The sequence below is a fragment of the Haloarcula montana genome, from assembly GCF_035666295.1.
Lineage (GTDB): Archaea > Halobacteriota > Halobacteria > Halobacteriales > Haloarculaceae > Haloarcula > Haloarcula montana.
Map to the genome: position 1 here is coordinate 729489 of NZ_CP142027.1, position 12374 is coordinate 741862.

12 protein-coding genes are annotated in these 12374 nt (G+C 68.8%); 5 read left to right on the top strand and 7 right to left on the bottom strand.

The features are described from left to right. Nucleotides 1-49: 49 nt before the first annotated feature. Nucleotides 50-940 carry a GNAT family N-acetyltransferase gene (locus tag VJ109_RS03835; RefSeq protein WP_324759146.1) on the top strand — a complete coding sequence of 297 codons (891 nt, stop codon included), beginning with the start codon at nt 50-52 and terminating at the stop codon, nt 938-940. Here the strand turns inward: VJ109_RS03835 and VJ109_RS03840 are convergent. From VJ109_RS03840 to VJ109_RS03850, 3 genes are read right to left on the bottom strand one after another with little or no spacing between them, the layout of a single operon-like run. Further along, nucleotides 937-1212, bottom strand: coding sequence for a ubiquitin-like small modifier protein 1 (locus tag VJ109_RS03840; RefSeq protein WP_324759148.1), 276 nt, complete (start codon nt 1210-1212; stop codon nt 937-939). The two genes, VJ109_RS03835 and VJ109_RS03840, sit on opposite strands and share 4 nt — an antisense overlap. Nucleotides 1213-1253: 41 nt before the next feature. Further along, complete coding sequence (locus tag VJ109_RS03845; RefSeq protein WP_434737273.1) at nt 1254-3377, bottom strand: cation:proton antiporter regulatory subunit; 2124 nt, start codon at nt 3375-3377, stop codon at nt 1254-1256. Next, nucleotides 3374-4591, bottom strand: coding sequence for a potassium channel family protein (locus VJ109_RS03850; protein WP_324759150.1), 1218 nt, complete (start codon nt 4589-4591; stop codon nt 3374-3376). The genes VJ109_RS03845 and VJ109_RS03850 overlap by 4 nt, the downstream gene beginning before the upstream one ends. Before the next feature lie 94 nt (nt 4592-4685). Here VJ109_RS03850 and VJ109_RS03855 point away from each other — a divergent pair, with 94 nt between their 5' ends. Further along, complete coding sequence (locus VJ109_RS03855; protein WP_324759152.1) at nt 4686-5846, top strand: NAD-binding protein; 1161 nt, start codon at nt 4686-4688, stop codon at nt 5844-5846. On the opposite strand, the gene VJ109_RS03860 is transcribed toward VJ109_RS03855, so the two are convergent. The 4 genes from VJ109_RS03860 to VJ109_RS03875 all read right to left on the bottom strand — a co-directional run bounded on the left by VJ109_RS03860 (nt 5843) and on the right by VJ109_RS03875 (nt 9618). Continuing rightward, nucleotides 5843-7288: an HPP family protein gene (locus tag VJ109_RS03860; protein WP_324759154.1), complete on the bottom strand. Its 1446-nt coding sequence runs from the start codon at nt 7286-7288 to the stop codon at nt 5843-5845. The two genes, VJ109_RS03855 and VJ109_RS03860, sit on opposite strands and share 4 nt — an antisense overlap. Nucleotides 7289-7346: 58 nt before the next feature. After that, nucleotides 7347-8072: a guanosine phosphorylase gene (locus tag VJ109_RS03865; protein WP_324759155.1), complete on the bottom strand. Its 726-nt coding sequence runs from the start codon at nt 8070-8072 to the stop codon at nt 7347-7349. 101 nt (nt 8073-8173) lie between these two features. Beyond that, nucleotides 8174-8653 (bottom strand): hypothetical protein, encoded by a 480-nt coding sequence (locus VJ109_RS03870; RefSeq protein ID WP_324759157.1) that lies wholly within the window; start codon nt 8651-8653, stop codon nt 8174-8176. A 128-nt stretch (nt 8654-8781) separates the two neighbouring features. Further along, nucleotides 8782-9618, bottom strand: coding sequence for a DUF63 family protein (locus tag VJ109_RS03875; RefSeq protein ID WP_324759158.1), 837 nt, complete (start codon nt 9616-9618; stop codon nt 8782-8784). Between the two features lie 78 nt (nt 9619-9696). On the opposite strand from VJ109_RS03875, the gene deoC reads away from it, so the two are divergent. The 3 genes from deoC (at nt 9697) to VJ109_RS03890 (ending at nt 12345) form a co-directional block, all read left to right on the top strand. Then, nucleotides 9697-10350: a deoxyribose-phosphate aldolase gene (gene deoC, locus VJ109_RS03880; protein ID WP_324759159.1), complete on the top strand. Its 654-nt coding sequence runs from the start codon at nt 9697-9699 to the stop codon at nt 10348-10350. A 53-nt stretch (nt 10351-10403) separates the two neighbouring features. Further along, entirely contained in the window at nt 10404-11687 is a 1284-nt protein-coding gene (locus VJ109_RS03885; protein ID WP_324759160.1) for a tRNA (N(6)-L-threonylcarbamoyladenosine(37)-C(2))-methylthiotransferase, read from the top strand. A 91-nt stretch (nt 11688-11778) separates the two neighbouring features. After that, a complete protein-coding gene (locus tag VJ109_RS03890; protein WP_324759161.1) occupies nt 11779-12345 on the top strand; it encodes a YbhB/YbcL family Raf kinase inhibitor-like protein in 567 nt (188 codons plus the stop codon). Nucleotides 12346-12374 lie beyond the last annotated feature (29 nt).

Sequence of the window (12374 nt, forward strand, 5' to 3'; positions counted from 1 at the left end):
GTCGGTTTTCTGCCACAGTTTCAAGACGGAGGCCGCCACCAGTCGTCGTATGTCATCGACCGTCCGGCAGGCACGCGAAGCCGACTACGAGGACGTGGTATCCGTCGTCGAGGGCGTCTGGGACGACCGCGAGACTGACGACTACGTTCCGGCCGTCTTCGACGACTGGGTCCACAGCGACGGCCCGAGTCAGCGGACCGTCGTCGTCGAGGTCGACGGGACCGTCGTCGGCCTCTGCCAGGCAGCGCTGGTCTCCGACCACGAGGCCTACGTCCAGGGAATCCGGGTCGATCCGGCCCACCGCGGCGCCGGCTACGGGCTGGCGATGCTCGGGGACCTCTTCGAGTGGGCCAGCGACCGCGGTGCGACCGTCGCCCGCGGGATGGTGTTCTCCTGGAACGACGCCGGCCTCGGACAGGCCGTCGCCGCCGGCTTCCGACCCGAGAGCGCCTTCCGGTGGGCGCGGCCGGAACCGGGCGAAGCGGAGCCGTCGATGCCCGTCGAGCGCGACCCGACGGCGGCCTGGAGTTACTGGACCCGAAGCGACGGCCGGACCGCCCTCTCCGGGGTCACACTGGACACAGAACAGACGTGGGCGGTCGCCGAGTTGACACGGGAGCGCCTCCAGCGGTTGGCCGACGAACAGGCCGTCTTCGCGGTCGCCGGGAGCGGGACCCGGGGCATAGCCTGTCGCGTCCGGACGACCGAAGACGCGGCCGACCGGACGCTCGCCGAATACGCCGTCGGGACGTGGGACGACACCGACGCGGCGGACGCGCTGTTCGACGCCGTCCGGGCCGACGCGGCTGAGTTGGGCGTCGACGGGACACGGGTCTTCATCCCGGAGACGCCGCGTCACGTCGCCGAGGCGGCCTACGTCCGGGCGAACACGAGCGACTGGCCGACGTTCGTCCTCTCGGCCGACCTCACCGGGACTTAGCCGCCGCTGACCGGCGGGAACAGGGCCAGTTCGGTGCTCTCGTCGACGGTCGTCGCCAGGCCCTCACCCGCAGCGAAGGGGTCTTCGCCGTCGACCAGGAGTCTGACGTGGTCGACCAGTTCGCCGTCCTCCGATACCTCGGCGGCCAGGGAGGGGTACTCCTCGCGGAGTGCGTCCAACGCGGCGCCGACTGTCGGTTCGCCGTCGACGTCGACGGTGACGGTGTCACCGCCGGCGACTTCCCGGAGGTGTGCGAACAGTTTCCACTCCATATCTGGAGGAGATAGCCGGGAGACAAAGAGGGTTCCGAAGGTCACTCGCGGTCACGATCGTCCGGGTCGCCGTCGGGATCGTCCCCCGTCTCGTCGTCGCTTTCGGCGGCGTCGGGGTCCCAGACTGCCACGTCCTCGTCCTCGCCCTGGAGGAGCGCGTCCAGATCGATATCGTCCCCGTCGCTCTCGTTGAGCGACTCGAAGATGTTGTCGGCAGTGTCGACGGCCTGGTCGGTCGGTTCGTCCGGCCCAGTCAGTTCGTCGGGATCAGTCGCTGCCTGCTCGGGATCGCGTGCTGATACGTCCTCGTCCGTCTCGTCGGCGAACGAGTCCAACAGATCGGTGTCCGGGGCTGTCTCGTCGTCGGACTGGTCGGGATCTGTCTCGTCGGGAGACCGGTCGGCCGCTGAGCCGTCGGTTTCGGCCGAAGGGTCGGAACCATCGTCGGCATCTGTCGGTGTTTCGTCGGCATCCGACAGTGCGGCGTCGGTCTCCTCACCCCCGTCGTCTTCGGTGTCCGTCTCGTCTCCGTCGGAGTCGTCGACCGGCGGCTCGGTTTCGGAGGTGTCGTCAGGACCCGCCCTATCGGGCGTGCCACCCAGCACGTCGACGAGTGACTGGTCGTCAGCAGGCTCTCTCGGGTCGGCCTCGTCCCCGCCGGCTGTCGGTTCGTCGGGACCGTCCGATTCGACCGCGTCCACAGCGTTCGAAGCCGGCGCGTCCTCCATCGCGTCCGAGTCAGGCCCGTCGGTGTCGGCACTCTCATCACTGTCGGACTGCTCGTTGGCCGCCGCGTCTGTCGTCGCTGCCTGCTCGGAGTCTGCGTCGGGGTGAGACGTTGTATCCGCTTCGGACGCCGTCGACTGCTCGACGGCGGGCTCGGACTGTGCGGCCGCCGGTGGTCCGGAGATGTCGTCGGTGTCGTCACCGGTTTCAGTCGTGGGAACAGCCGCCGTCGGCAGTTCCTCGCTGGCGTCGACATCGGTGGGTTCTGAACCCGCAGCCGCGGCTTCGAGCCGGCGGAGCGCGTCGGGCGTCGCGATCGCATAGAGGATGTCACCCGCGGACAGGACCCGGCTCCTGTCGGGAATCGGCTCCGGTTTCGCGCCCTCGCGGGTGATCGCGACGACGGTGGCCTGCAACCCGCCGACCGTGACCCCGTCGAGATCGCTCCCGGCCCCGACTGTCGCGGTCCCAAGCGTCTCGTCGGCCGCCCGCAACAGGGACGCGAACTCCCGGTCGGGCCGGTCCTGGACCGGGAGCGTGACGAGTTTGTACTGCGTGCTGGGGTCGACTTTCTGCGTGTCCGCCGCGTCGATAGCGACGGTGACGATCTCGCCGGCGACGCCGCGGAGCTCCCCCGTCAGGACCCGCTGGAGCGGGTCCGTCTCCCAGACCTGAACCAGGTCGCCGGCGCTGGCTGCGTTGGCCGGGTCCGCCTGGATGGCGACGGCGTTGGTCGCCGGCGGGAGCGTCGGTCCGATCCCCGCGGCCCGGGAACCGACCGCGAGGTATTCGACGGTGCCGTCGCCGGTCAGTTCCAGATCGACGTGGCCGACGCCGTAGTCGACTTTGAGCCGGGAGACCAGCCGCTCGCGGAGTTCCGTCTTCGTCAGCCGCCGCGGGAAGAGGAACCGGCGGCCGGCCAGTTTCTCCTTCGTCTTCTCGGGCATCGGGTCATAGCCGACGATATCGTCGATCTCCTCGGGCAGCGTGACAGACGTGACGCGGCCGACCGTCCGGACGATCTCGCTGACATCGGCGTCGATCTCACGACCGCCGGTCACGCCGAACAGGTCAGTCCCCAACCGCTCGCCGACGCGAGTGCCGGTGTAGGCCCCGAAGCCGCCGACGACGAACGCGCCAATGTTCGCCAGGATCGCTTCGGGGGCGAGTACGTCGTCGCTCTGGCCGATGACCTGACCCAGCGCAGTCGTCGTCCCCATGTAGAGCGCGACGGCGCTCAGGCCGACCAGAACCGCCAGTCCGGCGGGGACCCGCTCGCGGACGTACCAGCGGTACACCAGGGCAACGGTTCCCGAGAGGGTTCCGGCCACCGTCGACAGGGCGAGCAGGCCGGCAACCACGGCGACGATCTGGTCGGTGAGTGTCCCGCCCTGTGGAACCACGCCCTGGAGCGCCAGGCCGGCGACAGCGGGACTCACGCGACCGCCTCCGTGAACGCCGTCAGGGCCTCGCGGGGGCCGACCGCGTACAGTTCGTCGCCGGCGGTCAGATCGCTGTCGCCACGCGGGGCGAGTCGCCACCCCCCCTGCGTACGCACGGCCACGATCGCGACGCCGTAGGTCTCTCTGACGGCCGCGGCGCCGATCGTCTGTCCGTCGAGCGCGCTGTCGGCCCCGATCGTCACCCGCTGGAACCGGCTGCCGGCCCGGCGAAGCAAGGAGACGAGTTCGAACTCCCGACGGGTCCCGCGGGGCTCGACGACCACTTTCGCCGTCGAGGCCCTGAGCAGCGGTTGTGCGTCGGTCCGCCGGACCCCGACAGTCAGCCGACCCTGCCCGCCGTCGGTCGTCGGCGCCTGCGCCGGTGTCGGCGGTTTCTCGGTGGCGTCGACCTCGGGTTCTTCGGGCGTCTCGACCGGTTTCGACCCCTCACAGCGGGCACTGACGACGGTCCCCCGAACCTGTGCGTCGGTCGTCAATACGGTCACTTCGTCGCCGCGAGCGAGTCCCGTCGGGAGTTTCGCGTCGACCGACACCGCGTGACGACCGTCACCGATGCGTTTCGAGAGTCCCGAGAACGGCGGCGCGGCGACGACGGTCGCCTGCCCCCGCTCGTCGATGTTTACCGCGACGTCCCCGAGATCGTGTTCGGTCTTCAGGCGGTCCTCCAGTCGGGATTCGAGTTCGCCGATCCGCAGATCGACCGGAAACGTCCACTCGCTACCCCGGATCTCAGCCCGGAGCGGTTCCGAGAGCGGGGGATACCCCTCCATGTCGGCGATCTCCCCGACGACGTGGATACGGACCTCGTCGCGCCCGCCGACGAGGTCGGCCAGATCCGTCGAGAGTTTCTTCTCCCGCAGCGACTGTAAGGAGAGCCGTTTCGGGAAGTTCGCGCCCATCTGATCGCCCTTGGCGTGTGCGTACAGCGACACCATCGCGACGACCAGGATCGCGGTGATGACGCGCTCGGCGTTTGGTAGTGAGGTGATCGACTGGTCGGCAAGCGCCAGCAGTCCCCCGCTGACGCCGGCCAGCGCGATCGCTAACACGGCGACACCGAAGCCGGGCAGTGTCACCCCGGTGAAATACCTGAACGCGAACCCCAGCGCACCGGAGACGAGCGCGGGGATGACCCCCACGAGCAGTCCCAGGTAGACACCCAGGAGAATCTCGACCGGGAGCGAAGCCATGTCCCCACCGTGTATGTCCGGCAGTAAATCGCTTCCGGCGCCGGCCACCCTGCCGAGGCAGTACATTTAGGACAGGGCACGGTGACAGGGAGATATGGATCAGCCACGGAACTGGGTGGGTGTCCGCGCCGCGATCCTCCTGCCGACGGTGGTGGCGATCCTCTCGTTTGCGACCGGGGTGGTCAACATCAGCGAGGCCCCCGCCTTCGGCCCGCTGGCCGCGTACGTCCCCCGGAGCGCCCAGCGGGCAGCGGGGTTCACGGGTGCGCTGACCGGCTTCACGCTGCTGGTCGGTGTCTTCGGACTGCGGCGACGGCTCCGACTGGGCTGGTACGTGACAGTGATCCTCCTGCCGGTTTCCGCCGCACAGGGCCTCGTCCAGTCGTCGGCGGTATCGGTGCCCCTCGTCGCGCTCTCGCTGGTCTCGATCCCGACGATGCTGTTCAACCGCCGACGGTTCGACCGGGCAATCGACCTCTCGACGGCACAACTGGCCGCCGGCGCGGCGCTGATCGGCGCACAGGTGTACGGCACGGCCGGGACGTTCGCGCTGCGCGAGGAGTTCAACAACGTCTCGACACTGACCGACGCGTTCTACTACACGCTCGTGACCGCCAGCACCGTCGGCTACGGCGACGTGACACCGAACACCGAGCAGGCGACGCTGTTCGCGATGTCGGTTGTCGTGCTGGGGACCGCCAGTTTCGCGATCGCGCTGGGGACCCTGCTCGGCCCCGCGATCGAGAAACGCCTCTCAGAGGCACTCGGGAACATGACTGACGCACAACTGGAACTGTTCCAGGACCACGTGCTGGTCCTGGGCTACGGCGACCTGACGGAACCGATCCTCGAAGAACTGACCGGCGTGGTGGAGTTCGTCGTCGTCACCCCCGACTCGGACACGGCGTCACGGCTCCAGCAGCGGGACATCGCCGTCCTCACCGCCGACCCCAGCGACGAAGAGCCGCTCCAGCGGGCCGGCATCGAGGACGCCAGCGCGGTCGTGGCAGCCACGAACGACGACGCACAGGACGCGCTGGCGCTGCTGACGGCGAACAACATGAACCCGTCGGCGACGCTCGTAGCCGCGGCGACGGACCGCGAGAACATCGAGAAGCTCCGCCGGGCCGGCGCCGACACGGTCATCAGCCCGGCGGTCATCGGCGGACACCTCATCGTCCAGTCCGCGCTGGGCCGCGAGGGAATGGAGAACGTGGCCGACACGATCCTCGAAGTCGACGACGACGAACTCTAGTTCCGGTCGACGATGGCCACGTCGGCCTCGACGGCGTCGAGCCGTTCGAACGTCGGCGGCGAGACGAACCGCGAGGCGGCGCTGCGATCCTGGCTGGCACCGATCACGACCAGGTCGTACTGCGAGCCGGTCTCGGTGAGAAACGACTGGATGTCCGTCCGGGCGACGCGGGTCTCGAAGGACCCCTCGAACGGTTCGACCAGGTCCGCCAGCATCTCCTCGGCCCGGCGCCGATCCGACCGGGCGCCGATACAGGTGGCGACGGCGACCCGGCCGCTGCGGCCGGCCAGCCGGGTCGCGAAGTCGACCATGTTGTGCGAGACGTCGCTGACCCGGCGCACCGAGACCAGGACGTGTTTCCAGCGGGTCCGCTCGGTCCGTGAGCGGTGGACCAACACGTCGGTGTCACCGCCGAGCAACCGCCGGAGGTACGGCGTGAGCGCCCCGTGTTCGCTCTCGTAGGGCGCGACGACGAGGTCGCAGTTGACCGCGTCGGCCGTCCCGAGCGTGGTCGCCGCCGGGGTCCCGTCGTCGACGGCCACGACCACCTCACAGGGGACGCCGGCCCGGGTCTCGATCCGACCAGCCTCCCGCTCTAAGGCGTCGACGCGGGTCCCCAGCTCCTCGTCCAGTGGCTCGTCGCCGCCGTCGTCGGGGTCGATGTCGGTGTCCTCGCCGTCCAGTAGCGCCCGTTCCGCCGCCGCGACCGCCTGGTCGGGGACCAGATCGAGCAGGACGACCTTCCCGGCGTCGTGGGCCGCGGCCAACCGCGCGCCGAGCAGTGCGGTCCGGCCCGGCGTCTCGCCGCGCATCGGCACCAGGACGTGGTCGTCGCCCTGGGTCGACTCGTAGAGGTAGGTCGCGCGCCGGTCGTAGAACCGCTCACGCCAGACAGTGAAGACGACTGCGACGAATGAGCTCGCGAGGAAGATACTCCCGAGATAGGGGAACCGTTGGGCAGGCTGGAGCAACAGCGTCAGCAGCGCGGTGGCGTACCCCGACGGCTCCTCGATCCCCAGCGGCCAGGTCACGAGCCCGGTCAGCAGGACCGCACCCCCCGCGGCGACGGCGTTGACCGCGAACGGCCCGGGCGGTGTCGTGAGAAACGACTGTGAGACCCACAGCGCGGCGAGGCCACAGGCAGCCCCCAGTGTCAGCCCGGCGACGAACCGCCCCGGGCTGGAATATTTCCCCGTGGGGTCGACGAAGAGCGTGTAGGTGCCCGACGCCAGCGGCGGGAACAGCAGGAACGTCAGCGACGGGACGGCGTTGGCAAGCGCCGTTACCAGCCCGATGAGCAACGGCACCACCACGAGCATCGAGAGGTGGACCAGGTGGTCCGTGGTCTCCATCCACCGGCGGAACTCCCGCAACTCGCGTCGCTCGACGCGACGGAGCCGCTGGGCGCCCGTCCGGACCCGGTCTCTGACCCCGTCGAGCATGATATCTCTATCGTGTGGGCCAGCCGGAGTAAAACCACCGCCCGGCGGTCGGCGTCCCCTACAGCGACGCCGCGGCGGTCAGCCCGAGTTCGATCGCCCGCTCGACGTTGTTCTTGGCCTTCTCCGGGAGTTCGTCGGCGTCGGTCTCGCCCTTCTGTGTCCCCTCGACGAGGTTCCCGTCGACGGTACAGATAGCACCCGCGGCCAGTCCCTTCCGGCGGGCCAGCGAGAAGACGGCCGACGCCTCCATCTCGACGGCCAACAGCCCCGCCGCCTCCCAGTCGTCGACGTAGGCGTCAGTCTCGGCGTAGAAGGCGTCGTCAGTGGCGATCGGGCCGACGTGGACGTCCTCGCCGTTGGCCTCCGCGGCGTCGACGAGCGCCGAGAGGACGGCGTAGTCCGGGACGGCCGGGACGGTGAGGTCCTCGTAGCGCTCGCTGGTCCCCTCGTCTTTGGCGGCACCGGTGGCGACGACCATGTCACCGATCTCGATATCGGACTGGAGCGCCCCCGTGGTCCCGACGCGGATGAACGTCTCGACGCCGACGGCGGCCAGTTCCTCGACGGCGATGGCCGCCGACGGGGAGCCGATCCCGGTCGAACAGATCGTCAGGTCCCGCCCCTCGTAGGTGGCGTTGACGAGCTTGTACTCGCGGTTCTGTGCGACGGTCTCGGTGTCCTCGCAGTGACCGGCGATGCGGTCGACACGACCGGGATCGCCCGGAATAAGCGCGATATCGTTCAGATCGCCCGGTTCGACGAGCAAGTGGGGTTGTTTAGCCATACCCGGGGTTGCACTGGTGGGGCGAAAAACAGCGGGGGTTCGCCACAACAACGGGATAGCGGGGATACAGTGATGCGATCGCGCACCGAATCTCACGGGAGTCAGAGGACGAGTATCCGGACCATCGCCGGGATCAGCAGGGCCAGGGTTACGCCGTAGATGAACGTCGACAGCGCCCACTGGCGGACGATCGGCGTCGCCTCCTCGCGGAGACTCCCGCCGGCGCGAGGCATGGCGACGCGCTCGAAAAAGAAGTAGATGAACAGCGTGAGCACCGCGATGCCGACGAGATGGGGGATCGTCGGCACGCCGTTGAGCGACAGGGCGATCGGAAGCGGCGACAGGACGAGGACGACGGCCCCGTACAGGAGTGGAGCGACCGTCCCGGTCACCTGGTGGACCGCGACCGCGAGCGCCTGGCTCACGTCCGTCGGGTCACACCGACGGAGCCCCGCGGCGGCGACGTAGGCCGGCTGGTACCCCTGTGGCTGGACGTACATGGGAATGTTCATCAGCGCCGCTGCCATGGCGCCGGAGACGAGACAGACGAGTACCCACTGCCCGAGGGGGAGGGCAAGCATATCACCCGCTGGGACTGGCAGCACAAAGGGTGTTGTGGACGACTCTCCCCGGACTCGGACGACGCTATCTCCCGTGGCCGGGGCGGTCAGTTACGCGAATTCGGAGAAATAGACACTCCGGAGGGGTCTCAGGGCGCGAGAAACAGGAACAGGACGATATTGTTCGTCGCCGGACCGAGACCGACTGCGGCGATCAACGACAACAACAGCCCCCCCTCGACGGGCTCCTCTTCGAGATACTGGTGCATCAGGAGGACGACGGCGACGGCGACGATCAGTTTGACGGCGACGAACAGCCAGCCGCTGCCCAGCACCGACGAGGCTTCGAGACTCCCCGCGAACTCCATGATCGCCCGGGGGACCGGGGAGCGCTCGCCGATCCCGAGGATGTCGGTCCCGATGGCCGTCGAGATGCCGTCCAGGGTGTGGGCGAAGACGACGACCGGCGCGGCATAGCGGGCACGGACCACCACCGGGGTCCGCCAGAGCGCGACGATGAGGACGACGACGGCAGCGACGACGACGCTCGCGACGACGGCGACGGTCGGCCACAGCAGGAACAGCGACCCTGCCTCCAGTGCCATCGTCACGCCGATCACCAGCAGGACGGTGAGCACGCCGGTCCCGATGAGTCCGAGGTTCCGGGTGACCGTCTCGTCGTGGCCGCGCCGGACGCCGAGCAGCGACGCCGCGATCCAGGCGGTCCCCAGGACGACGTAGATCGTGAGATACACCGACGGCGTGCCGAACAGCGGCCGGTAGACGGCGTCGTAGGCCTCGATCGGCGGCTGATTGAACGCGTGGAGGGCGCCGCCGACGGCCATCCACGGCGCTAGCGCGGCAACCGTCCGCTGATCGATCGGCGGTTCGACAGCGTACAGCAGCACCGTCACCAACAGAGTCCCCGAAGCGAGTGCGATCACGTACGGCAAGGGTGGCAGTCCGAACCCGGACGGCAGTACCATACCCCAGCGGGGGACCCGGGGGCGGGAAAAGGTTCCGGCCCCGGGACGTTTACGTGCCGGCCAGTCGTTGCCGGGCGTATGGACGACGTTCCCGACCGGATCGAGCACACCGTGCTGGGGCCGACCACGACCCCCGACGACGTGCGGGGCTGCCTCGACGAGGCCATACAGTACGGCATGCGTGCCTGTATTCCACCCTGTTACCTCCCGCTTGCGACCGACTACGCCAACGTCACGCTGTCGACGGTGATCGACTTCCCCCACGGCCAGGGAAGCCCGGACGCGACCTGTCACGAGGCCCGGAGAGCGTGGAACGACGGGGCCGACGAACTCGATCTGGTGTGTAACGTCGGGCGCCTGAAAGCCGGCGAGGACGACGCCGTCCGCGAGAAGATCGCGGAGGTCGTCGCCGCCGTTCCGATCCCGGTGAAGGTCATCGTCGAGGCGCCGCTGTTGACCGAGGCCGAACTCCACCGTGTCGGCGGGCTGGCCTCCGAGGCCGACGCCGCGTTCCTCAAGACCGCCACGGGCTTCTCGGAGGGTGGCGCGACGGTCCCGGACGTCGAACTGCTGAGCAACTACCTACCGGTCAAAGCCAGCGGCGGCGTCGGTTCCTGGGCCGAGGCGAAGGCGATGTTCGAGGCCGGCGCCGAGCGGATCGGCGCCTCCAGCGGCGACGTGATCGTCAGCGAGTGGCGCGAAGACCAGGACGAATCCGGCCGGGACTGGTGAGTCCCCAACCGTCGCGCTTTTGCCCGCGCGGGAGAACAGTATTTTGACTGCAGATGGCCCGCTATCACATCGAGACGTACGGGTGTACCTCCAACAGGGGGGAGACCCAGCAGATCGAGCAGATGCTCCGGGAGGGAGGCCACCATCCCGCCGATAGCCCCGAGTCGGCGGACGTGGCCATCCTCAACACCTGTACGGTCCTGGAGAAGACCGAGCGAAACATGCTCGAACGGGCCAAAGAACTCGACGCGGAGACGCCGGCCGACCTCGTCGTCACGGGCTGTATGGCTCTGGCACAGGGCGATCAGTTCCGCGATGCCGGCGTCGACGCCGAGATCCTCCACTGGGACGACGTGGCCCAGCACGTCCTCAACGGGGAGTGTCCGACTGTCACGCCCGACACCGAGACGGTACTGAACGGCGTGGTCGGCATCCTCCCGATCGCGCGGGGCTGTATGAGCGACTGCTCGTACTGTATCACCAAGCAGGCGACAGGCCGTATCGACTCCCCGTCGGTCGAGGAGAACGTCGAGAAAGCCCGGGCGCTGGTCCACGCCGGCGCGAGGGAGCTCCGGATCACCGGCCAGGACACCGGCGTCTACGGCTGGGATACCAACCAGGGTACGAGCCTGCTGCCCGAACTGCTGGACCGGATCTGTACCGAGATCGACGGCGAGTTCCGGGTCCGGGTCGGGATGGCCAACCCGAAGGGACTCCACGGCGTCCGGGAGGAACTCGCTCGGGTGTTCGCCGAACACGACGAACTGTACAACTTCATCCACGCCCCGGTCCAGTCGGGCAGCGACGACGTGCTCGCGGACATGCGCCGCCAGCACGCCGTCGACGAGTACGTCGAGGTCGTCGAGGCCTTCGACGAGGCGCTTTCCTACTGGACGCTGTCGACGGACTTCATCGTCGGATTCCCCACCGAGGACCCCGAAGACCACGAACAGTCGATGGCGCTCTTGCGCGAAACCCGGCCGGAGAAGATCAACGTCACGCGCTTCTCGAAGCGGCCCGGGACCGACGCCGCCGAGATGAAAGGGTTGGGCGGCCAGACGAAGAAGGACCGCTCGAAGGCCATGACCGAGTTGAAGATGGAGCTGACCGGCCAGGCCTACGAGGAGATGGTCGGGCAGGAATCGTCGGTGCTGCTCGTCGAGGACGGCACCGAGGAGTCGCTGGTGGGCTACGACGAAGCCTATCGGCAGGTCGTGATCGCCGACGCCGAACAGCGGGGACTGGAGGTCGGCGACATCGTCGACGTCGAGGTGACGAGCCACAACACGGTGTATGCCTTCGGCGAGCCCGTGAAGGCGGCGCTGGCCGCCGATTGACGCGTCCTCACCCGTGGGAAACGGGACTCGATGAACCCGTCGTCACGAGTGCCACCGAAGGGGGGAAGTACGCGACGCCGTCAGTACGGGTATGCGACGCCGCTCGTTCCTGGCAGCAGTCGGGACGGCGATGGGGACGGCCGGCTGTATCGGGTCGTCGCGTCCCCGGCAGCCGTTCCGTGTCTCACTCCCCGGCAGCGACGGGACGTTTCCGGTCCGTCACACCTGTGACGGGGCGGGCGAGTCGCCGGCGATCGCCGTCGAATCGGTCCCCGAACCGGTGGCGGCGCTGGCCGTGACCGCCGAGTCCAACAGGGACGCGATCATCGAACCCGTCCACTGGACGCTCTGGAACGTCCCGGCCGACCGGGGAGAGATTCCCGCTGGCCTGCCGCGAACGGCGACGGTCGACACGCTTGGCGGTGCGCGACAGGGTCAGCCCTCGGACGGATCGCCAGGCTACGAGCCGCTCTGTCCACCCCCTGGTGGGACTGCGGAGTACCGGTTCCAGGTGTACGGGCTCGACGCGTCCCTGGAACTGCCGGGTGGGGCGGCACACGACGACGCACTTGACGCGATCACCGCCGCAGCCGTCGCCAGTCAGCGCTTCGTCCGGACGTACGAGCGACCGGCCGACGCAGATCCCGGCTCCGAGTGAGCGACCCCGCGACAGGACCGTCGGGAGCG